The sequence below is a fragment of the Granulosicoccus sp. 3-233 genome, assembly GCF_052681095.1.
Map to the genome: position 1 here is coordinate 84273 of NZ_JBQYLE010000002.1, position 25570 is coordinate 109842.

29 protein-coding genes are annotated in these 25570 nt (G+C 59.9%); 17 read left to right on the forward strand and 12 right to left on the reverse strand.

The window, feature by feature from the left end:
• Positions 1–18: 18 nt before the first annotated feature.
• Positions 19–516: a pyridoxamine 5'-phosphate oxidase family protein gene (locus tag ACUNV4_RS05355; RefSeq protein ID WP_430877479.1), complete on the reverse strand. Its 498-nt coding sequence runs from the start codon at positions 514–516 to the stop codon at positions 19–21.
• A gap of 234 nt (positions 517–750) precedes the next feature.
• Here ACUNV4_RS05355 and ACUNV4_RS05360 point away from each other — a divergent pair, with 234 nt between their 5' ends.
• The 6 genes from ACUNV4_RS05360 to ACUNV4_RS05385 all read left to right on the forward strand — a co-directional run bounded on the left by ACUNV4_RS05360 (position 751) and on the right by ACUNV4_RS05385 (position 6568).
• On the forward strand, positions 751–1512 hold the full coding sequence (locus tag ACUNV4_RS05360; RefSeq protein ID WP_430877480.1) for an amino acid ABC transporter substrate-binding protein: 762 nt from the start codon (positions 751–753) through the stop codon (positions 1510–1512).
• A 6-nt stretch (positions 1513–1518) separates the two neighbouring features.
• Positions 1519–2193 carry an amino acid ABC transporter permease gene (locus ACUNV4_RS05365; protein ID WP_430877481.1) on the forward strand — a complete coding sequence of 225 codons (675 nt, stop codon included), beginning with the start codon at positions 1519–1521 and terminating at the stop codon, positions 2191–2193.
• Entirely contained in the window at positions 2190–2921 is a 732-nt protein-coding gene (locus ACUNV4_RS05370) for an amino acid ABC transporter ATP-binding protein (protein WP_430877482.1), read from the forward strand. Before ACUNV4_RS05365 ends, ACUNV4_RS05370 begins: the two co-directional genes overlap by 4 nt.
• Before the next feature lie 83 nt (positions 2922–3004).
• Positions 3005–3901: an ATP adenylyltransferase family protein gene (locus ACUNV4_RS05375; protein WP_430877483.1), complete on the forward strand. Its 897-nt coding sequence runs from the start codon at positions 3005–3007 to the stop codon at positions 3899–3901.
• 139 nt (positions 3902–4040) lie between these two features.
• A complete protein-coding gene (locus ACUNV4_RS05380; RefSeq protein ID WP_430877484.1) occupies positions 4041–4559 on the forward strand; it encodes a dihydrofolate reductase in 519 nt (172 codons plus the stop codon).
• A gap of 2 nt (positions 4560–4561) precedes the next feature.
• Positions 4562–6568 carry an acyltransferase family protein gene (locus ACUNV4_RS05385; protein ID WP_430877485.1) on the forward strand — a complete coding sequence of 669 codons (2007 nt, stop codon included), beginning with the start codon at positions 4562–4564 and terminating at the stop codon, positions 6566–6568.
• Positions 6569–6603: 35 nt separating this feature from the next.
• Here the strand turns inward: ACUNV4_RS05385 and ACUNV4_RS05390 are convergent, their stop codons facing one another.
• The 6 genes from ACUNV4_RS05390 to ACUNV4_RS05415 form a co-directional block, all read right to left on the reverse strand.
• Positions 6604–7407, reverse strand: a complete 804-nt coding sequence (locus ACUNV4_RS05390) for a symmetrical bis(5'-nucleosyl)-tetraphosphatase (protein ID WP_430877486.1) — start codon at positions 7405–7407, stop codon at positions 6604–6606.
• A 104-nt stretch (positions 7408–7511) separates the two neighbouring features.
• Positions 7512–7895 (reverse strand): Co2+/Mg2+ efflux protein ApaG, encoded by a 384-nt coding sequence (apaG, locus tag ACUNV4_RS05395; RefSeq protein ID WP_430878284.1) that lies wholly within the window; start codon positions 7893–7895, stop codon positions 7512–7514.
• A 44-nt stretch (positions 7896–7939) separates the two neighbouring features.
• Entirely contained in the window at positions 7940–8698 is a 759-nt protein-coding gene (gene rsmA, locus ACUNV4_RS05400; protein WP_430878285.1) for a 16S rRNA (adenine(1518)-N(6)/adenine(1519)-N(6))-dimethyltransferase RsmA, read from the reverse strand.
• 44 nt (positions 8699–8742) lie between these two features.
• The gene (pdxA, locus tag ACUNV4_RS05405; RefSeq protein WP_430878286.1) at positions 8743–9774 is read right to left on the reverse strand and encodes a 4-hydroxythreonine-4-phosphate dehydrogenase PdxA; all 1032 of its coding nucleotides are present in this window, start codon (positions 9772–9774) and stop codon (positions 8743–8745) included.
• Between the two features lie 5 nt (positions 9775–9779).
• On the reverse strand, positions 9780–11117 hold the full coding sequence (locus ACUNV4_RS05410) for a peptidylprolyl isomerase (RefSeq protein WP_430877487.1): 1338 nt from the start codon (positions 11115–11117) through the stop codon (positions 9780–9782).
• Positions 11114–13357, reverse strand: a complete 2244-nt coding sequence (locus tag ACUNV4_RS05415; protein ID WP_430877488.1) for an LPS-assembly protein LptD — start codon at positions 13355–13357, stop codon at positions 11114–11116. The genes ACUNV4_RS05410 and ACUNV4_RS05415 overlap by 4 nt, the downstream gene beginning before the upstream one ends.
• Positions 13358–13545: 188 nt before the next feature.
• Here ACUNV4_RS05415 and ung point away from each other — a divergent pair, with 188 nt between their 5' ends.
• From ung to ACUNV4_RS05455, 8 genes are all read left to right on the forward strand, one after another.
• Entirely contained in the window at positions 13546–14244 is a 699-nt protein-coding gene (gene ung, locus ACUNV4_RS05420; RefSeq protein ID WP_430877489.1) for a uracil-DNA glycosylase, read from the forward strand.
• Positions 14245–14331: 87 nt separating this feature from the next.
• Complete coding sequence (gene mltB / locus ACUNV4_RS05425; RefSeq protein WP_430877490.1) at positions 14332–15402, forward strand: lytic murein transglycosylase B; 1071 nt, start codon at positions 14332–14334, stop codon at positions 15400–15402.
• Positions 15403–15411: 9 nt separating this feature from the next.
• Complete coding sequence (locus tag ACUNV4_RS05430; protein WP_430877491.1) at positions 15412–16290, forward strand: septal ring lytic transglycosylase RlpA family protein; 879 nt, start codon at positions 15412–15414, stop codon at positions 16288–16290.
• An 82-nt stretch (positions 16291–16372) separates the two neighbouring features.
• The gene (locus tag ACUNV4_RS05435) at positions 16373–17545 is read left to right on the forward strand and encodes a D-alanyl-D-alanine carboxypeptidase family protein (RefSeq protein WP_430877492.1); all 1173 of its coding nucleotides are present in this window, start codon (positions 16373–16375) and stop codon (positions 17543–17545) included.
• 4 nt (positions 17546–17549) lie between these two features.
• The gene (locus ACUNV4_RS05440; RefSeq protein ID WP_430877493.1) at positions 17550–17810 is read left to right on the forward strand and encodes a YbeD family protein; all 261 of its coding nucleotides are present in this window, start codon (positions 17550–17552) and stop codon (positions 17808–17810) included.
• A complete protein-coding gene (lipB, locus tag ACUNV4_RS05445; protein ID WP_430877494.1) occupies positions 17807–18412 on the forward strand; it encodes a lipoyl(octanoyl) transferase LipB in 606 nt (201 codons plus the stop codon). Before ACUNV4_RS05440 ends, lipB begins: the two co-directional genes overlap by 4 nt.
• 47 nt (positions 18413–18459) lie before the next feature.
• Complete coding sequence (gene lipA, locus ACUNV4_RS05450) at positions 18460–19422, forward strand: lipoyl synthase (protein WP_430877495.1); 963 nt, start codon at positions 18460–18462, stop codon at positions 19420–19422.
• Positions 19423–19502: 80 nt separating this feature from the next.
• The gene (locus ACUNV4_RS05455) at positions 19503–21293 is read left to right on the forward strand and encodes a response regulator (protein WP_430877496.1); all 1791 of its coding nucleotides are present in this window, start codon (positions 19503–19505) and stop codon (positions 21291–21293) included.
• Here the strand turns inward: ACUNV4_RS05455 and ACUNV4_RS05460 are convergent.
• From ACUNV4_RS05460 to ACUNV4_RS05470, 3 genes are read right to left on the reverse strand one after another with little or no spacing between them, the layout of a single operon-like run.
• Entirely contained in the window at positions 21264–21704 is a 441-nt protein-coding gene (locus ACUNV4_RS05460; RefSeq protein WP_430878287.1) for a DUF1499 domain-containing protein, read from the reverse strand. The two genes, ACUNV4_RS05455 and ACUNV4_RS05460, sit on opposite strands and share 30 nt — an antisense overlap.
• A 12-nt stretch (positions 21705–21716) precedes the next feature.
• Positions 21717–22385, reverse strand: coding sequence for a pyridoxamine 5'-phosphate oxidase (pdxH, locus tag ACUNV4_RS05465; protein ID WP_430877497.1), 669 nt, complete (start codon positions 22383–22385; stop codon positions 21717–21719).
• Positions 22386–22420: 35 nt separating this feature from the next.
• On the reverse strand, positions 22421–22831 hold the full coding sequence (locus ACUNV4_RS05470; protein WP_430877498.1) for a DUF423 domain-containing protein: 411 nt from the start codon (positions 22829–22831) through the stop codon (positions 22421–22423).
• Positions 22832–22944: 113 nt separating this feature from the next.
• Here ACUNV4_RS05470 and ACUNV4_RS05475 point away from each other — a divergent pair, with 113 nt between their 5' ends.
• The gene (locus ACUNV4_RS05475) at positions 22945–23427 is read left to right on the forward strand and encodes a YajQ family cyclic di-GMP-binding protein (RefSeq protein WP_430877499.1); all 483 of its coding nucleotides are present in this window, start codon (positions 22945–22947) and stop codon (positions 23425–23427) included.
• Positions 23428–23477: 50 nt separating this feature from the next.
• Here ACUNV4_RS05475 and ACUNV4_RS05480 read toward each other — a convergent pair whose 3' ends face one another.
• Positions 23478–24326 carry a class I SAM-dependent methyltransferase gene (locus ACUNV4_RS05480; RefSeq protein WP_430877500.1) on the reverse strand — a complete coding sequence of 283 codons (849 nt, stop codon included), beginning with the start codon at positions 24324–24326 and terminating at the stop codon, positions 23478–23480.
• A 32-nt stretch (positions 24327–24358) separates the two neighbouring features.
• Here ACUNV4_RS05480 and ACUNV4_RS05485 point away from each other — a divergent pair, with 32 nt between their 5' ends.
• A complete protein-coding gene (locus ACUNV4_RS05485; RefSeq protein WP_430877501.1) occupies positions 24359–24943 on the forward strand; it encodes a hypothetical protein in 585 nt (194 codons plus the stop codon).
• A 4-nt stretch (positions 24944–24947) separates the two neighbouring features.
• Here the strand turns inward: ACUNV4_RS05485 and ACUNV4_RS05490 are convergent, their stop codons facing one another.
• Positions 24948–25184, reverse strand: a complete 237-nt coding sequence (locus ACUNV4_RS05490) for a SlyX family protein (protein WP_430877502.1) — start codon at positions 25182–25184, stop codon at positions 24948–24950.
• An 86-nt stretch (positions 25185–25270) separates the two neighbouring features.
• On the opposite strand from ACUNV4_RS05490, the gene gatC reads away from it, so the two are divergent.
• Positions 25271–25558 carry an Asp-tRNA(Asn)/Glu-tRNA(Gln) amidotransferase subunit GatC gene (gatC, locus tag ACUNV4_RS05495; protein ID WP_430877503.1) on the forward strand — a complete coding sequence of 96 codons (288 nt, stop codon included), beginning with the start codon at positions 25271–25273 and terminating at the stop codon, positions 25556–25558.
• The last annotated feature ends 12 nt before the right edge of the window (positions 25559–25570 follow it).

Consider the following 25570-nt stretch of genomic DNA (forward strand, 5'->3'; position numbering starts at 1 on the left):
GGGCCTGATCCGGAATCACTACCATTCGATGGTCGTGTGCAGGCCCAGATCGGGTCGTTGTCCCGTCATGTTGGCCTTGGCAATTTCCCATCCGAACTTCACCGCACTGTCGGTGGATGCCCAGAGGCCAGCACTGATCGGCCGGAAGGCCAGCATTGTCAAATCCGGATCTTCCTTGCCCGCCGGATACCAGGCGGCGACGATCGGGGACCAGAACTGCTCGATGGTGTCCGAGTCGTGATGAACACTCAACACGCCATCCACGCTGGCGTGGAAGTCTCTGTCATTCGACACCATGCACAGTTTGGCTGCAGGGGAGTTCAGTGCCGCCATTGCCAGATCTGTGGATTTGCTGGTATAGAACCAGATCGTCTTGCGCAGGGGGTCAGCCTGCGGTGCCATGGGTTGCAGATGAGAACCGCCACCCTCCGCGCCCAGCAGAACATCTCGCACATCGGCGAGTTGATCCCACAGCGCCTGTTCTGCATTGACTTTCAGTTCCTTGACTTCAGACATCGTATTCTCCGCTGGGTATTCTCTTTGGCATGTTGTCCGTACCGTCCGCGTCAGCTGACGTGTACGGACAAGACAGGCCCGGAAGATACCGTGTGCGACAGCCCCGGATGGCGCTGTGTAAATACGACAGGGGAGAGCCATTCATGAAAGGCAGGCGAGGAACCTTATCCGACACCGCGGGTGTTTCCGGTGAAAACGCACTATAGGTTCCGCACTCGTTCAAGGAGATTCCCGATGCTCAAGCTCATTGCTCTGATTGCCGCGCTGTCGGCTGCCCTGCCTGCCACTGTCTTCGCTCAAACCGCAGAGCAGGTTCGGGTTGGCATGTCAGGTGGCTACTTCCCCTTCACCTTTGTTCGTCAGGACAAGCTGCAAGGCTTCGAAGTGGATGTGATGAACGCCGTAGGCGATGAGGCGGGACTGGATATCACTTTCGAGACGATGTCGTTTTCCGGTCTTGTCGGCGCACTGGAATCCGGCCGTATCGATACGATCGCCAATCAGATCACCATCACGCCGGAACGTGAAACGAAGTTCGCCTTCACTCAGCCCTATGTGTTCGATGGTGCGCAGGTTGTCGTGAAAGCCGGTGAGGAAGAAGCGATCCAGGGGCCCGAGGGTCTGAAGGGGCGAACGGTTGCCGTGAACCTCGGCTCGAACTTCGAACAGTTGCTGAACGAGCTGCCCTATGCAGACGAGATCGACGTCAAGACCTATGAAAGCAATATTGCCCTGGACACGTCTCTGGGTCGGGTCGATGCCTTCGTGATGGATCGAGTCTCCTCGGTACAATTGATCGCCGAGAGTCCGCTGCCACTGGCGCTTGCCGGCAAGCCCTTCGACGAGATTCGTAATGCCCTGCCGTTCCGCAACGACGAAGCCGGTCGTGCGATGCGTGACAGGGTCGATACGGCTCTGAACGCACTTCGGGAAAATGGCACCCTGGCAGAGATCTCGAGCAAATGGTTCGGCAGTGATATCACCGTAGCGGAGTAAGCCACGATGCAGGGCCTTGATTTCGACTACATGGTCGGCCTCGTGCCGGTACTGCTGGGCTATATCCCGTTGACGCTGGGCATGGCAAGCGCCGCCATGGTGTTGGCGCTGGTCCTGGGATCGCTGTTGGCGGTCGAGCGCGTGATTCGGTTGCCGGTGCTCGATCCCCTGGTCATGTTGTTCATCAGCTTCTTTCGCGGAACCCCGTTGCTGGTGCAGTTGTTCCTGTTCTACTACGGATTGCCTCAGGTACTGTCCTTTCTGACGCAGATCAACGGCGTGACGGCTGCCGTCATGGGGCTGACCCTGCATTTCTCGGCCTATATGGCGGAGAGTATCCGAGCGGCAATCGTGGGTGTCGACCGCAGTCAGTGGGAGGCGGCGCAGTCCATCGGCATGACGCAGGCGCAGATGATGCGCCGTATCGTGCTGCCGCAGGCTGCCCGGGTGGCTGCACCGACCTTGGTCAATTATTTCATTGACATGATCAAGAGCACCTCTCTGGCGTTCACGCTGGGGGTCACAGAGATGATGGGTGCAACACAGAAAGAGGCCGCTGGCAGTTTTCTGTATTTCGAGGCCTTTCTCGTGGTTGCCATTCTCTACTGGATCATCGTGGAAGCGCTCTCGCAAGTACAGAAGCTGCTGGAAACCCGTCTCAACAGGGCATTTGCGCGATGATCGAAATACAAGGCCTGAGCAAACGATTCGGTAACAATGCGGTTCTCGATGGCATCGATCTGAAGATCGATGATGGCGAACGGATCGTCGTGATCGGTCCATCCGGAACGGGAAAGTCGACCTTGCTGCGCTGTCTGAACTTTCTGGACAGGCCGGAGGCCGGTCGCATTCATATTGGTGATCTGCAGCTGGATGTGGCGACAGCCGGCAAGGCCGAGATTCTCCAACTGCGGCGCCGTACGGCCTTCGTCTTTCAGAACTATGCCCTGTTCGCCAACAAGACCGCACGCGAGAACATTACCGAGGCGCTCATCGTCGTGCAGAAGCAATCCCGCGATAGTGCCGAGCAGCGCGCTGAGGAGATCCTTCGGGAAACCGGTCTGGCAGACAAGGCCGATGCCTATCCGGCGGCCCTGTCGGGTGGGCAGCAGCAGCGAGTCGGTATCGGCAGAGCCATGGCGCTGGATGCCGAGCTGATGCTGTTTGATGAACCCACTTCTGCTCTGGACCCGGAGTGGGTGGGGGAGGTGCTTGATCTGATGCGTCGCGTCGCCGAGCGTCGGCAGACCATGCTGATCGTGACTCACGAAATGCAGTTTGCCCGTGAAATAGCCGATCGCGTGATCTTCATGGATGGCGGACGCATTGTCGAGCAGGGAACGCCACAGCAGCTGTTCGATGCTCCGCAGGACCCGCGAACCCGCGAATTCCTGAAAAGAGTCGGCTGAGTCGTTATCTGGAATATCGGCAGGTGACTGGCTTAGAATGGAGCTCTGACCAGCGACGATAGTCAAGTCACGAGAGGGACGCCATGACGAACACCTGGATGAAGGCAGTTGATGAGTGCAGCAGGAGTGCCCTGGCATCCGGAGATCTGCAGCCGGTGCAGTCGGAGCAGCTTGTCCTGGAGGAGGCTGGCCTGCGATTCATTGTGCGCTGGGTCTCGTCACTGGCGGCCAAGGATGCCGCCAGGGATTCAGGCGAGGATTCAGGCGAGGAGGTTGCGATTCCGGGTGGACCGCGCGATCCCGATTTCAATCCGTTTCTGAACCCTGATCCCGAACTCACGGTGGGACCACTGGGCGACGAGCATGTCGTCATCCTGAACAAGTTCCCGCTGTGCGAGCGCCATCTGGTATTGGCTCGACGCAGTTTCGAAGAGCAGCTGCTGCCGCTGACCCGCAGCGACTTCACCGCGCTGGCAACCATCATGGGCGAAGCGGGTGGGACCGGGCTGTACAATGGTGGTACGGCCGCAGGGGCCAGCCAGCGGCACAAGCATCTGCAATGGATTCCTGACACACCGGGCAATGCCTGTCTGGATTTCCACGCGGAGGGATTGCCCTCCGACCTGCCGGAACTGGGGCAGGCTACTCATGCCGCCCTGACAATGAAACACTGCTTTGTTCGTGTGCACTGTGGACGTGATGTGCCGCTTGAGGCAGCTGCGCAGAGCCTGCTTGCGGGCTTCGAGCGTGCCTGCCAGCAGCTGAATCTGACGCCAGGTACCGATGGGTTGCTGCCGCCGTTCAACCTGTTGGCGGGCAACGGCTGGCTGTTGCTGGTGCCGCGGAGTCAGGAATGTTTCGATGAGATTTCGATCAGCGCTGTGGGCTTTGGTGGCACGTTGTACACGCGCAATCGTGAACAGATGGAAACCCTGCGTCAGGTTGGCCCCTTGCAGGCGCTGGCGGCTGTAGGCTGCTGAATCTGTCTGTGGGCTGCCAGCGGATGTCGTTCAATGTCTGACGTATAATGGTCGGCTTGGACTGCACATGACGCCCAGTCGCTCATGATGTTCGAGCTGATCAGTGCGCGGCACCCTGGTGAAAGAGGACTGAACTCCGGTGACAATCAACAAGCCCGTGGTAGCCATGATGATGGCCATGGATCGCAATCGTCTGATCGGCAGTGAAGGTCAGATGCCGTGGCACATTCCCGGGGAACTGGCCTATTTCAAGTCCGTGACCATGGGCAAGCCGATCATCATGGGGCGCAAGACCTTCGAGTCCATCGGCAAGCCGCTGCCGGGGCGCACGAATGTCGTCGTCACGCGCAATCTCGACTGGTCTGCCGAGGGTGTCCTGCGTGCTCACACGCTGGAGCAGGCTCTGTCACTGGCGGCCGAAGCCGATCAGGCATCCCCGGAGCCTGAATTGATGATCATCGGTGGTGCAGCCCTGTGTGCCGATGCCATGCCACAGACGCAACGACTCTACCTGACCACGATCGATCATGCGTTTGACGGCGATACCTGGCTGGACAGCTTTCATTGGGAAGACTGGCGCGTAGTGACGGAGGATGTCCGAGATCCGGCGACCACCGGTGGCCTGGCCGTGACCTATTGGGTGCTCGAAAAGGCCTGAGCATGGATAATGGAAACAGAACAGCCAGCCCACAGAGTCGGGCGGGCCACTCGGCAACGTCTCGATATCAGCCAGAGATAGACGGACTGCGCGCCATCGCGGTTCTCGCTGTCGTGCTGTTTCACCTGGAATACAAGTGGATTCCGGGCGGTTTCGTCGGTGTCGACGTTTTTTTCGTCATCAGTGGCTTTCTGATCACGCGCCTGATCCTGAAGGAAGTGCGAGCGGGGGATTTTCGCTTCGGGCGTTTCTACCTGCGCCGGCTCAGGCGATTGGGTCCCGCGCTGATCGTCACCTTGCTGGCCACCTGGGCGGTAGCCGTGTTCTATCTCACGCCGGATCACTATCAGCGATTCTCGGGCGCCCTGATCTCATCGGTCTTCTCGGTGTCCAACCTGTTCTTCTGGGCCGAATCCGGCTATTTCGATGCCACTGCCGAGCTCAAGCCTTTGCTGCATACCTGGTCGCTGAGTGTCGAAGAGCAGTTCTACCTGGTCTGGCCAGCGTTGATCGTGCTGCTGGCAGGGCGGGGCCGCTGGCTTCTGCCGCTGATGATATCGCTGCTGTCCCTGGCCAGTCTCTACGCTGCGCTGGTGTTCACTCGATATGAGCCATCTGCCAGTTTTTTCCTGATGCCGTTTCGAGTGTATGAATTCGGCCTGGGTGCCGGGCTGGCCATGTTGCCGGGACTGGTCAGGCTCAATGCGGTTCGTGAAGTGCTGGTGCTTCTGGGGGTGATGATGATCGCTTACAGCGCTCTGGTATTCGACAAGTTCACACCATTCCCCGATATCTATGCATTGCTGCCTTGCATGGGCGCCGCCTTGCTGATTGCCGGTGGCAGCGCGCGGTACATGGGGCTGTTGCTGCGCAATCCCGTCAGTGTCTGGATCGGCAGGATATCGTACTCACTGTATCTGGTGCACTGGCCGATCGTGGTGTTGTACAAGCACATCACCTTCGAGGATGTGGTGGTCGGCAAGACACGCATCGCCCTGCTGGTATTGACCCTGCTGGCAGCCGTGGCGCTCTACTACGGGGTGGAAAAACGGTTCCGTCTCGCGCCTGAAGCAAGGTCATCGGATGTCTGGATTCTTCAATACCGCTTTCTCATCATTCCTCTGCTGTTGTCATTGGGCTCGGCCCATGCCTATCTGAACGACGGTTGGCCCGGTCGTTTCGATGCGGCGGTGGTCAATGCCATCGGCAATATCGAGGAGAAGCAGCAACTGCGTCGCGTGTATATCGACAGTGGAGAGGCCCTGTCCAATCTGCCGTTCGATGAGGCTGCGCAGAAGCGCGTTCTGGTCATGGGCGATTCACATGCCACGGACATGTTCAACGCCCTGTATCTGAATGTCGAGGGAGATCCTCGTCTGTCGGTGCGACGTCTGGAGATAGACGACGTCTGTCTCTATCTGTTTATCGATGCCGACAGGCAGAACCATGACCATCTCAGTGCCGCCGAGGTGGATCGTTGCGGCAAGCAATTCGATGCCGTCCAGCAATCAGAACTGCTGGCCTCGGTTGACCATGTGGTGCTATCGACGCGTTGGGAGCGCAGTTCACTGCCTAATCTGGAAGCCTTTACAGATTTTCTGCGTCGCCGCAGTAAGCAGGAGCCAGCCACCCATATCGTGCTCATGGGTCGGACGGCAGAGTTCAGGAACGTACCGTCGCTGGTCATCAAGAACGGTTTGACAGACGACCTGCAGCAGCAACTGGCTGCGGCACGTTCCAGCGAGCTGGATGAGCTGAATGCCGAGTTGCAGCAGCAGTCACTGGCGCTGGGTCTGGATTATGTCGACAAATTGCCCTACCTGTGCAGCACCGACTCCAGTCGCTGTGATGCCGTCGATGATCAAGGCAAGGTGCTGTATACCGATTATGGTCACTGGACCATGGAAGGCGCAGCGCTGTTTGGTCAACGCATGCTGCGTGATTCGGATACGGCTCGCTTGCTGACCGGGCTGTCCGACCCCGGAATTCCGTACGCCGTTTCGAACTGAACGACCAGTGCGGGCCAGGGCGCAGCCTGGCTGCCTTACTGTCCTGTCACCCAGTGGCTGCTGCCGGTCTCGATGGCGTAGGCCACGAGGTCGCCTCCCCAGACACAGCCACGGTCGGTGGGGATGACTCCGGCACGGCAGATGGCAGGGTGACTGGACCAGTGACCGAAGATGATGGTCTTGTCCAGTGGCTTGCGATTGGCAATCCGATGCCAGGGCTGCAGGGTGGCAGGTGCCTGCGCCGGTGGACCGTTGAAGTCGAAGTCCAGTGAGCCGTCAGGGTGGCAATAGCGCATGCGGGTAAAGGCGTTGATGGCAAAGCGCTGGCGATCTTCCCTGCCCAGATCCTTGCTCCATCGAGCGGGTGTGTTGCCGTACATGCGAGAAAGAAAATCGGGCAGATTTTCGGTCAGTTCCTGCTGCAGTTCCCGGTTGAGCTTCCCGGCACGCTTGAGCGACCAGCGGGGATGGATGCCCGCATGCACGAGTACATGATCGAGTCTCGTGTCCACGTGCAGCAGCGGTCGCGCTGCCAGCCAATGGCACAGTTCGTCGCGATCGGGGGCTTGCAGTATCTCCTCCAGCGTATCCCTGGCCGACGGTTTTCTGTAACCATGAACCACGGCCAGCAGGTGTAGATCATGGTTGCCCAGGACCGTAATGGCACTGTCTCCCAGGTTCCGGACGAAACGCAGGGTCTCCAGGGATTCCGGACCGCGATTGATGATGTCGCCGACAAACCAGAGCCGATCCCTGCCGGGGTCGAAGGCCAGCTTGTCCAGCAGATATTGCAAGGGAGTCAGGCAACCATGCAGGTCACCGATGGCATAGGTGGTCATGCGAAAACCATGGCTGTTGCGGCGGTGAATGGCAAGCGTCGTTCAGGACACTCGATGGTTCCTGTTCAGTCAGCCGTGCCGGTGAGGAGCATTCCGGCGTGTTCTCAGTGCAGGGTGCGTGGCGTCGAGAGCAGAAAGTCGGCAATGGGTGCCTTGAATTCCTCGCCATCGTCGGTCACCAGGCTGTAACTGCCGCCCATGGTGCCCATGGATGTCTCCAGCATGGTACCACTGGTGTACTGGAAGCCTTCGCCGGGCTTCAGATGGGGTTGCTCACCCACCACGCCTTCACCCTGTACCTCCTGCACCTTGCCGTTGGCGTCACGAATGACCCAGTGACGAGTCAACAGGCGCGCGGCGACATCACCCACATTGCGAATGGTGATGGTATAGGCAAAGACGAAACGGTTGTTGTCCGGGTCTGATTCGGATTCCACGTACAGCGTATCCACATCGACCTGGATACCTTCGCTGATATCGACATCCATGGTGAACAGGTCCCTGACGGAAGTTGGCATCATGTTATCACTGCTCACGTGTGTCTCAGTTGTTTTGCAAGACGATGAAACGCTGGCAAGTCCAGGGTTTCGGCGCGTGCCTGCGGATCTATCTGCAGGTCGATGAGCGCCTTGTCGTCCAGGTGGCCCTTGAAATTGTTGCGCAGGGTCTTGCGCTTGTTGGCAAATGCCAGTCGGGTGCAGGCTTGCAATGCATCCAGCGTCTCGGCATCCGGTGCATCGCTGCGCGGTTTCATCCGTACCACGGACGACTGCACCTTGGGTGGTGGGTCAAAGGCCGAAGGGGGAACCGTGAACAGGGGAGTCACCTCGAAAACGCTCTGCATCAGCACGCTCAAACGCCCGAATGCCCGGGTTCCCGGTTCGGCGTGCAGGCGATCGACCACTTCCTTCTGCAACATGACATGTATGTCTCTGATCATGCGCTGGCAGTCCATCAGCCGGACAAGCAGTGGGGTGCCGATATTGTAGGGCAGGTTGCCCACGACTCGCAATGAGTGAACCGCCTGACCGTTTCCCTCGGTATCGGCTGTCAATTCACGTGCCAGTGCGTCGAAATCGAACTGCATGACATCGCCGGGATGAATGGTCAGTCCGTTCAGCTGCTGTGACTCGAGGCGTGCGATCAGATCACGGTCGATTTCCACGACGGCCAGCCTGTCCAGTCGTGCCAGCAGGGGCAGTGTCAGGGCGCCGAGGCCCGGACCCACTTCCACGACCGGATCACCGGTCTCGGGGCGCAGGGCCGCGAGCATGCGTTCGATGATGCTCATGTCCTGCAGGAAATTCTGGCCGAAGCGCTTGCGGGCCTTGTGGTTCACGGTGTGGGGGTACTCTTGCTCTGTCGTGAGCTCGCCAGTTGCTCGGCGAGAGCGATGGCGGCATCCAGGCTGCCACTGCTGATATTGCCGGTACCGGCCTTGTCCAGAGCCGTACCATGATCGACCGAGGTGCGGATGATCGGCAGGCCGAGGGTAATGTTGATGGCCTTGCCGAAGCCGGCGTATTTCAGGACAGGCAGGCCCTGATCGTGAAACATGGCCATGACTGCATCGGCCTGATCCAGATGCTGCGGCGTGAACAGAGTGTCAGCCGGCAGGGGGCCGATCAGTTGCATGCCCTGGGCGCGCAGCTGTACCAACACCGGTTCGATGACGTCGATCTCTTCCCGTCCCATATGTCCACTTTCACCGGCATGCGGATTGAGGCCGGCCACCAGAATGCGTGGATCTGCAATGCCGAACTGTTCGATCAGGTCGTGATGCAGGATGCGCAGGGCTCGCAGCAGCACATCGCTCGTCAGGGCTCGGGCCACGGCCGCCAGCGGCAGGTGGGTGGTGGCCAGGGCCACCCGCAGCGGGCCGTGGGCGGTCTCGGCAGCCAGCATCATGACCGGCTCGCCATGGGTACGTTCCGCCAGGTATTCGGTGTGTCCGGTAAAGGCTATCCCGGCGTCGTTGATGACACCCTTGTGCAAGGGTGCCGTGACCATGGCGGCAAAGGTGCCCGCCAGACAACCATCGACGGCAGCGTCAAGCGTTGCCAGTACATGAGTTCCATTGCGGGCGTCCAGCTGACCACAGCGGACAGGCGCATGGGTGGGGATATGCAGGACATGCAGTTCCCCGACCTGGTCGACATGGCCGTCGCGATCAGCCAACAGCGGCGCCGGCTGTTCACCCGGGGTGAAATCGTGTACCTGCAGCGGCAGCCCCAGCGAAGCGGCCCTGTGTTGCAGTACATCACGATCGGCAATAGCCACGATCCTTGAGCGACGCGGCTGTTGTGCCAGCATGACGGTCAGATCCGGACCGATACCGGCCGGCTCTCCCGGAGTCAGGGCGATCAGATGGTTCAAGGACGAATTTCCACGAACGATTCATCTCGCAGCTGTCGCGACCAGCGTTCTATTTCCTGTTCCACCTTTCCCTGACGCAGGGCGTCGGCAGCCTGGTTGCGCAGGGTCGTCTCATCGATCTCTCGTGTGCGGCGATCCAGCAGCTGCATCAGATGCCAACCGAACTGAGTACGAAATGGCGGGCTGATTTCTCCCTGATCCAGTGTGTTGGCCATGTCTTCCATTTCCGCTGGCAGCTGACCTTCGCTGAACCAGGGCAGTTCACCCCCCTTGTCCGCACTGTTGGGGTCTTCGCTGATCTCTGCGGCCAGTGCTTCGAAGGAGGCACCTTCGATCAGTTGCTGGCGAACCTGACGCAGGCGTTGTTCGGTGTCTGCCGCATCGCCTGCGATGAAGATATGGCGTGCCAGAACCTCGGCCAGCTGTGACTGGTCACCACTCTGGGTGTCGGCCAGCCGGATGACATGAAAGCCATTGGCCGAACGCAGCGGTTCACTGAGATCCCCCGCCGACATGCTGCCCAGGGCATCGGCAAGGAAATCCGGCAATTCCTGCAGGCGACGCCATCCCAGGTCGCCGCCTTGCAGGGCGCGGGCGCCATCGGAGGAGGTGGCAGCCACTTCGGCAAAGTCATCGCCATTGCGCAGGCGTTGCAGAACATCCAGAGCGCGTTGTTCGGCCGCGGCGGTTGTCGCATTGTCAGCCGAAGGGGGAACTGCAATCAGGATATGCTGGATGCGATAGCGCTGTTGTTCTTCCACATCGTTTCTGATGGCGTCGACGTAATCGTCGATCTCCTGCTGCGATACGCGAACACGGGGTTGTACGTCGCGCTCGATCAGTCGCTGCAGCAGCAGTTCGCGCTCGATGTTCTGTCGGAACAGGTCGTAGTCGAAGCCCTGACCCGTCAGGGTTTCCCGAAACTGCAGCGTGTCCATGTTGTTGTTGCGGGCGATCTGCTCGATGGCGCGATTGGTGCTGGCCGCATCAATGGAGATGCCGTTGTTGCGAGCGTGCTGGCGACGGATTTCCTGGTTGATCAGCTCTTCCAGCACGCGATCGGCCAGTACATCGTCGGGTGGCAGGTTCTGGCGGTTGCTCCTGGCCTCCTGCCTGAAGAAATTGATGGCCGAGCGCAGATCGCTGTCGAGCACGACACCGTCGTTGACCACGGCCCGAATCCGGTCTAGCACCACATCATCGGCATCTGACGCCGCCTGTTCGTTCGCGTCAGCGCTTTGCGCCAGGGTTGGAGATCCCCCGTACAGGCACAGCAGCAGGGCCGCAATGGCTGCGGTTGCCGGCCTTCCGGGAAGCCTGAATCTGTCAATCATTGCACGTCGTCTCTATAGCCCAAGATGGCATTTTCCAATAAGGCCCCGTAGTTCTGTCCAAGCGGGGCCAGGCCCTTCAACACCAGCTGAAAGTAGATGCTGGTGTCATGATCCTCACCGTCATCGGCGATATAACGCCGGGCCGCAAATCTTACCGCCCAGCAGCAACTGTCGTATTCGAGGCCGAGCAAGGACTCGATACTTCGATCTGCATCCAGCGAGTAGTTCCAGCGGCTGGCCACGCGCCAGCTGCTGCCGAGGGCCCACAATCCGGACAGATCGATCTGCTCGGTCTTGTCCTCGTCGCTGTCACTGTTCACCACGCGGTGCGTGAAGTTGAGAATGCGATCCTTCTGCGGGCGATAACTCAGCGACAGGGAGCTACGCACGGTGCGCTCCTCGTCCGGATTCCACTGGATGCTGCCCTTGCCATTCCAGTCCTTGGTCAGTGCTGTCTCCACCTCACCGACAAAGTCGGAGTAGTCTCGGGTATCCACGGTATCGGTGGACGACAGGGTAACCAGACGGTCATCGAAATAGCGAACCTGCCCGATACTGGCGCGGAAGCGCTCCTGGCCGTTGACCCCGTCGATCATGCGAGTGGTCAGGGCCATGGAAAACTGGTTGGCATCAGCGATCCGGTCGGCGCCACTGAACCGGTTTTCACGAAACAGCTGGCTGATATTGAAATCGAACTCGCTCGAGTCGAACACGGGGATGTCCGACTGGTCCCGGTACGGTACTTTCAGGTAGAACAATCGCGGTTCGAGCGTCTGTACCGAGCCTCGTTCGTCAAGTACACGGTCGAAGAACAGCCCGCTGTCGACGCTGAAGGAGTCCAGATTACGGCTGTTGGTACGCTCGAGCTGCTCCGTGGTGTTGTTCAGACTGGTGTTGTTCAGGCTGTAATAGGTGAAACGGTGGGAGACGCTCGGTTTGAAGAACCAGGCGTCACGCACGATGGGCAGAGACAGTCGAGGACGGATATCGATGCGCGTTCCGGTGACCGCATCGTCCTTGTCGAAGTACACGAACTCACCGTCGACATCACTGCGAAACCCCAGTGGCAGTCGGCCCGATTTTGCATAGGCCTTGACCTGCGGCAGCCGCCGGTGCGGCCTGTCTTCGGGCTCGATGTCCTCGTCAACCGTCTGAAAACTCTGCAGACGAGTCAGCACCCTGGAGCCATCGTGTTCGTAGTTCAAGTCCGCGCGCTGTTCCAGATGGGTGATGCTGGCCACTTGCAGGCTGTCACCGAGATCTTCCAGATAGTCCTTGTCGGACACGCGTCGGGCAACAATGGTGGAGGTGAGGTCGGGCGTGAAACTGCCATTATGCAGTAGCTGGGTGAAATACCGCGAATCGCCATCCAGCTCGCGATCGTTCAGGTACTCGTGATCCAGCGTCCACAACCCCTGGCGGTTCATGTAACGCAGTTCACTTTGCAACTGGGTGCCGCGCTTGGTCATGAATCGAGGCGTGAAGGTGGCATCCAGGTCAGGGCGGATGTTCCAGTACCAGGGCAGGTGCAGTTCCAGTCCGGTGGAGTCGCCGCGGGCCAGTACCGGAGCCAGAAAGCCTGATTTGCGCTTGTCACTGATGGGAAAGCTGAAGGCGGGCAGCGCCAGCAAGGGGACCCCCTTGAAGACCAGTCGCAGATCCCTGGCAAAACCGACGCCTTGCTCGGTGTCCAGATCGATGCTGTCGGCCTTGACGAACCAGCTCTCGTCGCCGGGCGGGCAGGTGGAGTAGGTGGCGTCCTGCATGGTGAAGTGACCATCGGGCTCGCGCGCCATCGCGGCTGCGGTACCGCTGGCACGCTTGCCATTGATGTCCAGTTCGTAGTCGCTTTCGCCGGTACTGAACTGGTCGTCATCGATGTCGATATAGGCTTCATTGCTTTCCAGACGGAAGCCTTCGCCGAGGAAGCTCAGTGCGCCATTGACCGATACTTCGCCGGTTCCGGGATTGTAGCTGGCATTCTCGGCTGCCAGCTGGCGTCCCTGATAGCGAATGGTCGTGTTGCCTTCCAGCGTGACCAGATCACCGTCAGCCGTGAACTTGTCTGCCCGAGCTTCCACCTTCTGACCGGGCACGGGATCGAAGTCGCCGGGTTCGTAGACGAAGCGGGTGGCCGGGCACTGGGCTGCCTGAACCGGAGACACGGCCAGACTGCCACCCAGCAGAGACAGGGTCGCGACAGGCAGGGCGCCGAGCAAGCCGGTGGAAATGAGGTGCACGCGCCTGATGACGAAATTCCAGAACAGTGATCGATACGCTGATGATAGACGGCTTTGTAGCGCGCCTCAATGATGCGGGTGATTCATCGAGACGATAATTCAGGATTCGTCCGTCGTCGGGATGATGTCCCTGACGTACAAGCGGTTCCGGTGGTCACCTGGGCACGACAAGCAGGTAGACTTCGGGCATGGCTCAACAATCCGCAATCGATCCCAGCTGGCAGGCCCGTCTGGATACTGAATTTGCTGCACCCTACATGCGTGAACTGCGTGAGTACCTGGCGCGGCGCAAGGCGCAATCGGCGGTCGTCTTTCCGCATTCCAGCAACTGGTTCAAGGCGTTTTCACTCACGCCCTTTGACAAGGTCAAGGTCGTCATTCTGGGCCAGGACCCGTATCACGGGCCGGGACAGGCCCATGGCTTGAGTTTTTCAGTGCCGGAAGGTGTGCCGGTACCGCCCTCGCTGCTCAACATGTACAAGGAGATCGACAGTGATCTGGCCGACGGCGAGCCGACACTGGCCCGCTTGCGCAAGGGCTGCCTGATTCCCTGGGCCGAACAGGGCGTGTTTCTGCTCAACAGTGTGCTGACCGTGGAGAGTGGTCAGGCGGCATCCCATCAGGGGCGGGGCTGGGAGACCTTCACCGACAACATCATTCGCCAGCTCAGTGATGAGCGCGAGGACCTGGTCTTTTTGCTGTGGGGCAGCTATGCCCAGAAGAAGGGGCAGGTCATCAATGCCAAGCGCCACCATGTACTGACAGCCCCCCATCCCTCACCGTTGTCGGCCCATCGGGGTTTTCTGGGCTGCAGGCATTTCTCCAGAACCAATGACTGGCTGGAAGCGCACGGCCAGACGCCGATCGACTGGTTCCGCGTCAGCTGACCTGCCAGGGGTCGTGTAATGAAGATTTCAGGGTCCGACAAACCCTTTGCCGAGAATTGTCGGAATGTGTCTACTAGACTCTGAGCAATGATGAAGCTTCACTATCTGGTCGCGACGGCGACCCTCTTGCTGGGTGCGACAGCCGGCCATCCGCTGCGCGCCGACAATTCACCCGAATCGGGCGAGACCCGTTCGGCGGCAGAGGAGCTCGTGCCTGCGGAAAACTATCTGCACCGCGCCGATGTGCGGGAGTTTCTGGATCAGCTCAGCCGTGACAGCGACCTGGACCGCAATCGTCTGGCGGGGATCATGGCGCGTGCCAAACGCCAGCAGTCCGTTCTCGATGCCATCTCGAAACCGGCGGAACGTACGCTGAACTGGGCGCGGTACCGACCGATCTTTCTGACGCAGAAACGGATCGACCAGGGACGCGAATTCATGCGCGAACACGCCGAGCTGCTCGAAAGGGCGACAGAGACTTACGGCGTACCGGCCGATATCATCACCGCGATCATCGGCGTGGAGACCTTCTACGGTCGCATAACCGGTTCGCATGATGTGCTGGACTCCCTGGCGACGCTGGCCTTCGACTACCCCCCGCGGGCCACGTTCTTTCGCAGCGAACTGGCTGAATTCCTGAGCTTGAGCGCTGCTGAAGGCTGGGATCCCCATCAGCGGCAGGGCAGTTACGCCGGAGCCATGGGGGTACCGCAGTTCATTTCGTCGAGCTACCGCCAGTACGCGGTCGATTTCGATGGCGACGGCAAGCGCGACCTGTTCGATTCCATGGCGGATGTGATCGGTTCGGTAGCCAATTACTTTGCGGTTCATGGCTGGGAGAAGGATGCACCGGTCGCGGAACGCTGGTCGTTTCCCGATGACGATATTCCGGCGCAGGTCCGTTCACTGGTGCGCAGCTCACTGACCCCGACAGTGGCCGGCGACACGGTTGCGGCTCTGGGGTTCACCGGTTCGGGTCTTGGCACCGGAACCCGTGACAACGAGCATCTCAGCGTCATGGTGCTGGAAGGGGGCGACGGAGATGAAGCCTGGGTGGCTTACCGCAATTTCTACGTCATAACCCGTTACAACCACAGTCGCCTGTACGCCATGGCCGTATTGCAGCTCGCGCAAGGCTTTCACTCGAACCCGGAGTAGTTCTACCCGATGATGACACCGACGATTCGGCTTCTTGCCAGTCTGCTGCCTGCAGGACTGCTGGCCGGCTGTTCCATGCTGACCCCGCAACCCGCCTGGAAACTGGCTGTCGCCGGTGATGGTCCGGGCGAGCTGCACCGCATCGATATCAGGGAGCTGGTCGTCGCCAATCTGCCCAAGTCACGCTACGGCAATCCGGCGCAATACACGGTGTTTGGACAGGAATACACCGTGCTCGACAGCGCCGATGGCTTCAAGCAACAGGGTGTTGCCTCCTGGTATGGCAAGAAATTTCATGGACGTCCCACCTCCAGTGGTGAACCCTATGACATGCATCAGCTGACGGCTGCCCACAAGAATCTGCCGTTGCCAACCTATGTTCGAGTCACACGTGTCGACAATGGCGAATCTGTCGTGGTCAAGGTCAACGATCGGGGTCCCTTCGTCGGGGATCGCATCATCGATCTGTCCTATGCGGCGGCCGCGCGTCTGGGCATGATCGAGCAAGGCAAGGCCGATGTCTTCATCGAAGCGCTCAGCAGCCACGAACCGGTTGTCGATGCCTCGGCGCAACCGCTGGTGCCGGCGGCACCGGTCGATGCGGTCGTGACCACCGAGGTGACGCCGTCGGTCGAGGCAGCGCTTGTCGGTGGATCGGCTGAAGCGAGCCGCTTTCTGCAGGTTGGCGCGTACTCCGATGAGCTCAATGCCAAGGCCATGCTGGTGAGTCTGCGCGAGTTTCTGGACGTGCCGGCGTCCATCAGTGTGGATGACAGCGGGCAGTTGTATCGTGTCCGGGTAGGTCCCCTGGCCGATCAGGACAGGATGCGACACGCCCGGGAAACGCTGGCGCAGGCCGGCATTGACAGTTACCGGGTGACGGACTGACACCTGTCAATCGTCAAACTCGACCGTCAAATCCCTTACACTGTTGTGCATGTTCATGGTTTGTCATAACCCAGGTTTCACTATGATGTTCCCCCGCGTTTCAAGCTCTCGACGTCTTTTCTGCATGGGCGTGCTGAGTCTGCTCATGTTTCTGCTGGTGCCGGTCAGGGCCAGCCTCGCTGCGGCACCGTTACCTGCTGCCCCACTGCTTTCGGCCAACAGCTATCTGCTGATCGACTTTGTCAGCGGCAAGGTGCTGGCCTCGAAGGAGCCGGACAAGCAGATCGAGCCAGCCAGCCTCACCAAGCTCATGACAGCCTATATCGTGTCGGAAGAGCTCAAGCGTGGCAGCGTGTCACTGGATGAGCCTGTCATGGTGTCTGCCGAGGCGCAGGCCATGCCGGGATCGCGCATGTTCATCGAAGCCGGCACCCTGGTGACACTGGAAGACCTGTTGCGAGGCCTGATCATCCAGTCAGGCAACGACGCCAGTGTGGCGCTGGCCGAGCACATCGCCGCCAGCGAGCGCGGATTTGTCGACATGATGAACCGGACGGCCGAGACCCTGGGCATGACCGGCACGCATTTCGCCAATGCCTCCGGGCTGCCGGATCCGGAACACTACACCACTGCCAATGATCTGGCCCTGATCGCCAGTGCCATCATTCGTGAACATCCGGAGACCTACGAGCTGTATTCGGAGCGCGAATTCACCTACAACGACATCACCCAGAAGAATCGCAATACCCTGCTGTGGCGTGATGAGTCGGTGGATGGCATGAAAACCGGTCATACCAACGCAGCGGGCTACTGCCTGGTGGCGTCGGCGGTGCGCGATAACATGCGGCTGATCAGTGTCGTGCTGGGAACGTCGAGCGACAAGGCTCGCATCGCCGAGAGCCAGAAACTGCTGAACTATGGTTACCGCTTCTTCCAGACACGCCAGGTCTATGCCGCCGGTGAGCAGATCAGCCAGGCGCGAGTCTGGATGGGCGAGCAGGAGAACCTGGGTCTGGGTGTGGCCGAGGACAAGTATCTGACATTGCCACGTGATGCCTTCGATACCCTGCAATCAAGGGTGGAGGTTAACGATTACATTCGCGCGCCGATTCGAATCGGTCAGGAAGTGGGTCGCAGTGTACTGCTGGTCAACGACGAAATTGTCAGCGAAGTGCCGTTGCTGGCCTTGCAAAAGGTGGAAGAGGGCGGCATCTTCACGCGCATGAAGCATTCCATCCAGCGTTATTTCCAGTAGTGGCATGAGTAGCGAGACACTGATCGAGTTTCCTGCGGACATCGTCGTCAAGGCGATGGGTCTCAATGAGGGCGATTTCGAGGCGCTGGTCAGCGAACTGGTGCGGCCGCATGTCGAGCCTGAGGCTGTCAGTTTCACGGCAGTGCCCAGCAAGGAGGGCAAGTACCTGTCGGTACGAGCGCATTTCACGGCAACCAGTCACGAGCACCTGCTGGGCATATACGCTGCTCTGAAAGCCGAGGAGCGGGTGCTGTACACGTTGTGATAACCCGTTATCTGGGACAGACCGATTATCACGATACGTGGACGGCGATGCGCGAGTTCACCGATGCGCGCACGGACGAAGACGCCGACGAAGTCTGGATCTGTGAACACACGCCCGTCTACACGCTGGGTCAGGCCGGTCGCCAGGAGCACATCCTCAATACGGCCGATATTCCCGTGGTGCAGAGCGACCGTGGTGGCCAGGTGACTTATCACGGCCCGGGTCAGGTGGTTGTCTATACCCTGATCAATCTGCGGCGCAGCAATCTGGGCGTGCGGGACATGGTGGTACGACTGGAGAACAGTGTCATCGGCATGCTGGCAGCTCATGGTATCGAGGCGGCCGGCAGGCGGGATGCGCCGGGGGTCTATGTCGAGGAGGCCAAGATAGCCGCATTGGGCCTCAGGGTTCGTCGAGGCTGCACCTATCATGGTCTGGCAATGAATATCGATGCGGATCTGACGCCTTTCGATGGAATCGACCCTTGCGGATACCGTGGGATGGCAGTAACGTCCACACAGAAGCTGGGTATCCTGGTACCCAGAGAGCAACTGATCGAGCAGCTCGTGTCACAGGTTCACGAGCAATTGTCCGCCTGCTAGTCAGGTAAGAACGCAGCAACATCACACCGAACTGGTAGACTGAGCAAATGGACCATACAGCCCCCTCCCGTTCCGATCCAGAAGGCCACCAGCGCGGTGCCGCCAAGCTGGCTCGTATCCCTGTCAAGGTTGCTCCGACCACCGAGCTTGTGCGCAAGCCCGATTGGATCAGAACCCGGGTATCCACCAATCCTCGGGTTCAGGAAATCAAGCAGATGATGCGTGAGCTGAAACTGTCCTCGGTGTGCGAGGAGGCCAGTTGTCCGAATCTGGGCGAATGCTTCAGCCATGGCACCGCCACCTTCATGATCATGGGTGACATCTGCACCCGACGCTGCCCATTCTGTGATGTAGCTCACGGCAAGCCGAATCCACTGGATACCGATGAACCGGCCAATCTGGCCAAGGCCGTTGCGCAACTGGGTCTGAAGTACATTGTCATCACCTCGGTCGATCGCGACGATCTGCGCGATGGTGGCGCCAGCCATTTCGATGCCTGCATCCGGGCTGTGCGCGAAGCCTGCCCCGGCATCCAGATCGAAGTGCTGGTACCGGATTACCGGGGACGCATGGAAAAGGCCCTGGAGGGCATGTCTTCCAATCCACCCGATGTCTTCAATCACAACCTGGAGACGGTGCCACGGCTCTATCGGCAGTGTCGTCCGGGGTCGGATTACGAGTGGTCTCTCGACCTGTTGGAGAATCACAAGAAGCGCTTTCCGCATGTGCCAACCAAATCCGGTCTGATGCTGGGATTGGGAGAAACCATGGAAGAGGTGCTGGCGGTCATGCAGGATCTGCGCGATCACCAGGTGGACATGCTCACGCTGGGCCAGTATCTGCAGCCGAGCCGTTCGCATCTGCCGGTGTCCAGATTCTGGCATCCGACAGAATTCGATGAACTGGCCCGCCTGGGTGACGAGATGGGATTCTCGCATGTTGCCAGTGGACCGATGGTGCGCTCGTCCTACCACGCTGATCGACAAGCTGCCAACGTCGTCACACAATAGTTTTCGCGACAGGTTCAGATCTAATACTTCGCGACCGACATGCCGTTACCTGAGGCAATGACGTTGAACAGGTTAAGGGCATGCATCGGGATCGTGAAACCCGGGAAGTCAATGGCGCGTTGCAACGCGCGCTGTTCGATGAAGCGGTCCCCTCCGTGTGCCTCGGGCTCATCATGGTGCTGGTCAGTGCCACGATGCTGCATGGCAAGGTCTCTGCAAATCACCTGATTCTGTGGGGTAGCGCGGTCGTTCTGGTGTCCGCCCTGCGTCTGGCGTTGGTCACTTGGGTCCGAAGCCGCAGATCCCGGCAGATGCCCATCCATCTCTATACCGGCATCATGGTGGTCTCCGGCGCTCTCTGGGGGACGGTGATACTGCTCTGGTCTGCCGAACTGACACTGGTGGACCAGCTGGTCATCGCCTTGCTGCCGGTACTGGCCGCACTGGGCGGCTTGCTGTCGCTGGGTCACTGGCCGCCGACTTACCTGGGCTTCATCGGTGCCATGCTGGTTGCCATGATCTTCAGCATGGAAGCCCTGGCCGATGACGGATTTGCTCGTCTGCTCGTTCCGCTGGCGTTGATCGCCACGGGCTGCCTCTACTGTTCCTATCGGCTCTACCTGCAGAAGCGGGAGATGCTGCTGTTGCGCTTGCGCAATCAGATGGCGCTGCGCAGCAAGGATGAATTCCTGGCCCGCATGAGTCATGAGCTGCGTACGCCGATGAACGGTGTGCTGGGCATGGTCAGAATGCTCGGCAAGACGCCCTTGAACCACGAGCAGCAGTCCCTGGTTGCCACCCTGAACCGCTCGGGCAATGACATGCTGGAACTGGTCAGTGACCTGCTGGATGCCGCCAGTCTGGCCAGTCAGGATGTCCGGCTTTCACTGGAGCCCTGTGATCCCTGTGCGCTGACACGAGGCGTGGTGGATGAGCTTCAAACCGCACTGTCGTCAAAGGGACTGACACTGAATCTGGGGTTCGATCCCGGCATGCCTGCCAGCATGGCACTCGATCCGGCTCGCTGGAGCCAGATCTGCCGCAAACTGCTGGACAATGCCGTGAATTTCACCGAGCAGGGGCGCATCGATGTGCAGTTGAAGTACATCGATGGTTACCTTGTTCTGATGGTACGTGACACCGGCTGCGGTATCGACGCATCCGAGCTCGAGGCAGTGCGCAAGGTGTTTCATCAGGTCCGATCCGATGTACGCCGACGTGTCGGTGGTATCGGCATCGGTCTGCCCATCGCGCAAGCCCTGGTGGATCTGATGAACGGCACTCTGGTGATCGACAGCCAGCCGGGCAAGGGGACCTGTGTCACCGTCAGCATGCCGGTGACTGCCACGACGTTGCCGTCGTTGCCGGATGAGACCAGGATCATCGAGGCGAGGTCGATGAATACGGTCGAGACACCGGAAGCGTCGCTTGATGCTGTCGGTATGGGTGGGCAGGGGCAGCCACGGTCGCAGATGTTGCCGGTCAGAGTGCTGGTGGCCGAAGACAATCCGGTCAATCAGCTGGTCATTGAAGCATCGCTGGACGATCTGGGCTGTGACATCACGCTGGTGGAGAATGGTCTGGAAGCGCTGACAGCCTTGCAGTCCGAGGTCTTCGACATCGTTTTCATGGACTGCCAGATGCCGGAGCTGGACGGTTTCGAGGCGACTCGTCGAGCTCGCGCCGCGGGATTCGAGTTGCCGATCGTTGCCGTGACTGCCAATGCCGTGGCTGGCGATCGAGAGCGTTGTCTGGCTGCGGGAATGAACGATTACGTCTCCAAGCCATTCGCCGATGATGACCTGAAGAGCATGCTCGACAAATGGCTGGATGAACGCAGTCTAGAGACGCCCGTGGCCGATGCTGCGTAAGGCGGCGATGCGCTTTTCATTGGCTCCCAGATCACTCTTGCCAAGCCGCGAGGCGCTGCGAATCTGCAGCACCGCTTGATCGTTGCCCGATGCCGGTATCAGCAGGCACTCGACGTCATCGACGAAGCCCATCAGTCGTGTGGACCAGGTGGCGTGCAGGTAGTGATCGTTGCGGGACACGATGCGGGCCCCTGGCTGCTCGCTGATCAGTGTTGCCATGGTCTCGATGGCGGATGAAGGGTCCGCCTCGATGGCCAGGGTGTCCCGATGACAGTTCGGCGTAGCCGGACAGTCTGCCAGCGTCTGCTGGCCGTTGTCGGTGGCAATACCGCCGGCAACACTCGAACCCAGGTGCGGAATGCTCAGGCGCAGGCCAAGGCCCAGCAGGATCAGTACGACTACGGCGACCATGGATTTCACGTATCAGGGTGAGATGCGTTGCACGGACCAGTCGTCCGCCGCTTCGCCACGTTCGAAGACAAAGCGATCATGCAGGCGGTCGGCGCGGCCTTGCCAGAACTCGAAGCGGTGAGGTTGCAGGCGATAGCCTCCCCAGTGTTCCGGTCTCGGCACATTGCCATTGGGGTGTTCCTTGTGCAGTTCGGCGACGCGTCGCTCCAGAACGGCGCGATTGTCCACCGGGGCTGACTGGACCGAAGCGGCGGCGCTGAAGCGGCTGCCTTCAGGGCGTGACTGGAAGTAGGTTTCGGCGTTTTCGGCATCCAGCATTTCCACCTTGCCTTCGATGCGCACCTGCCGCTCAAGACCGCACCAGTAGAACAGCAGGGATGCTCTGGGATTCTCGGCCAGTTGTCGCGCCTTGTCACTCAATTGATAGGTGTACCAGCAGAAGCCTTCGTCATCGAAGTGCTTGAGCAGCACGATACGCGAATGAGGCTGTCCCTGTGCGTCCACCGTGGCCAGGTGCATGGCGGTGGCGTCGAGAATATCGGCATCGCGCGCTTCCTGCAGCCAGCGGGTGAACTGCATGACCGGGCCGTCCGCCAGATCGGCGCGACGCAGTGTGTCAGCCGTGTAATCCCGACGGGCCTCGATCAGGCTGGCAACGTCTTTTTTGTCTTCTTGGGTCATAAGGGGCTCATCGCAGACGAGAATGTGGTCGGACTCTATGCCTTCTCCGAGGATAGCCGAAAAGCGGCCATTGCAAGACAAAGCCAGGCAATGATCAGCAGCAGACCTCCGACAGGTGTCACCATGCCCAGCTTCGTGATGCCGGTGAAAGCCATCATGTACAGACTTCCCGAGAATACCAGTGTCCCCAGGGTAAAGCCGATGGCTGCAAATCTGATGAATCGGCTGCCGGGAGCCTTGCCGATGACCAGGCTCATGACTCCGCAGGCGAGCAGAGCCAGGGCATGACGGGCGTGATACGTGACGGCAGTGTCGTACCAGCCAGTGGCGCGTTCATCCAGAACACCTTGCAGTGCATGAGCGCCAAAAGCGCCGCTCATGACTGCGATCGCGCCCAGCAGGCTGGCCAGTATCAGCATCCAGCGACTGTCCGTCAGTTGTCTCATGTACGTGATGATCCGTGTCGAGGTGTGGATTGCCTGTCCAGGCAGGCTGTCCGAGTGAGTGAAGGCTGCTACTATCAGCGGTTTATTCTGAACGAGTTACAACGGAGAGCGCCATGCCAACATTCGATGTTGTCTCTGAAGTGGATCAGCACGAGCTTGTCAATGCCGTCGATCATACCCAGCGAGAGATCGGAAACCGCTTCGACTTCAAGGGTACCTCAGCCAAGGTGGAACTGGCAGACGGAAAGATCATGCTGTTTGCCGACAGCGATTTCCAGATACAGCAGATTCACCCGGTGCTGTATCAGAAACTCACTGCCCGCCAGATAGACATTGCCTGTCTGGAGGCCGGCAAGGTGGAGAACAGCGGCAAGGGTGTCAAGCAGGCCATTACCGTGCGTCAGGGCATCGACCGGGAAATTGCCAAGAAGGCGGTGGCGAAGATCAAGGAATCGAAACTCAAGGTGCAGGCGCAGGTGCAAGGCGAACAATTGCGAGTCACCGGCAAGAAGCGTGACGATCTGCAGGCCGTCATGGCACTGCTCAAGGGGGCCGAACTCGGCTTGCCCATGCAGTTCCAGAATTTCCGGGACTGACCGGTACTCAGCGATATTCAGACGGTACTCGGATGGAGCTCGGGCGATACTCAGGCACTGCGCAGGTGATACACGTCGTAGCGCGTATTGGGTGATTCCACGCAGGTACGCTGTCCTGTCCAGAGTTCACTTCCGTTCAACAGCGGCGCTCCGCGTGGACGTTTCACCGCGACTCGCAGAGCGCCACTGTGCAGGGCGGTGGACAGCAGCGTCTCATTGCCGTCGTCCGCCGGCGGGCCCAGCAGGGCGTGCAGAAACTGCATGCCCTTGCGAGAGCCTGCCTTCTTGCGACGGCGTTCCGGATACATCGGGTCAAGATAGATGACCTCGCTCTGCAGAGTCGGCAACAGCTGCTCGGCCTGGCCGTGCAGCAGTCTGACCCGCGCAGCCGTTGCACGCGTGGCGGGCTCGGCAGCGGCCCTGCTCAGGGCATTGTGCAGTAGCGCATGCACGATGGGGTGGCGTTCGATGACGGTGATGCCGACCCCCAGCGTGGCCAGGGCCCAGGCATCCTGACCCAGTCCGCCGGTGGCATCGATCACGCCCGGGAAGCCTCCCTGGCGCTTGCGGTAGGCGCTCAGGCCGAGTGCGCGTGCCAGGGGTTGAATACCCTTGCCGGCTTCATTCGCGCGATGCCGCGCCTTGCCGGAACTGAAGTCGATGGACAGTTTCACGCCATCCGGGCGCACCAGTTCAAGCACCGGCGGCAGGTTGTCATTGCCGGGTTGACGCACCAGTACCCAGGCGTCATCCGGTGGCGTCAGGGCCCGGGGCAGATCGAGACGATCGAAGATATCCTTGTCCTGCTGCCCGGAGGGCATGCCTGCGGGCGGGCAGAGGTCGTGGCCCAGGATCAGTGGAGGCGTCCAGTCAGACACGGTTGACGTACACTTCTGCATGGCTTTCACGCAAGAATTCACCAGAATTGCCCATGATGGACAGACCCCTGAGTGCCGAGGAACAACGGCGTCGATTGCGACTGCGAGTGGCAGCCAAGCTGATGGTCGGCTTCGCCATCCTGTGCCTGCTGTATGTGCTGGCCGCACAGGTATTCACCGGTGGTGGTGCAACGCCAGCCATGCCCACTCTGCGGGTGGCAACCGCGGATCTGCTGCCGGGAGAATCGCGTGTCATCTCCTGGGAAGATCGTCCGGTGCTGCTCTACCGGCGCCGGGTCGAGGACATTGCACAGCTGCGCAGTCCCGACGATCGTCTGCGGGATGCCAGCTCGCGCCAGTCGAAGCAGCCGGACGAGTACCGCGATGATCTTCGCTCGGCCAGTCCGGAACTGTACGTTGCCATCGCCCTGGGCACCGATCTGGGCTGTCCCGTGAGTTTCCTGCCGGCGGAGCGGGCGCAGTTTCAGGGAGGACCCTGGACCGGGGGTTTCATCGATAGCTGCCGCAAGTCCCGCTATGACCTGGCGGGAAGAGTGTACCGCTCGCAATACGCCGACAGGAACCTGGTGGTGCCGCGCTACGTACTGGAAGGCGATACGCTGATACTCGGTCGCTGAACGCTCAGTAGTGAGGGGGCAGTTCATCGGTGATCGAGGGTGTGGCTGCCGAGTCAGTACTGCCGTGCATGCGGTTCATCAGTTCCACTTGCTGCAGCTGCATGCGTTCGATGTCGCGGTACTGCTGCAGGATGACTTCATTGAGCTCGTGTACCGTGTTTTCCAGGTCCATGAGCTTCAGTTCCAGGTTCTCGATCCTGGCGTCGAAAGCCGGATCCTGCAGGGCAGATTGGTCGTTCATCGTGTATCGGAATCGGGAGTAACGGGCGATAGAGGGCTACAGTATGATAGATTGCCGCGCTCGAAACCAAGACTGGACTGACGCTTGTGTCCCTGACTCCTGACGATATCGAAAAGATTGCCCATCTGGCACGCCTGGGCATCGATAAAGACGCTCTGGAACCGCTGGCCGCCGACCTGTCCACCATGCTCGATCTGGTGGAACAGCTGCAGGCCGTGGATACCGACGGTGTGGAACCCATGGCCCATCCGGCCAATGCCGCGCTGCTGCTGCGCGATGATGAGGTGACTGAAACCGATCAGCGCGACACTCTGCAGGCGCCCGCCCCCGCAACCCAGGACGGTTACTTCCTGGTGCCCCGCGTTATCGAATGACAGGTGCTGACC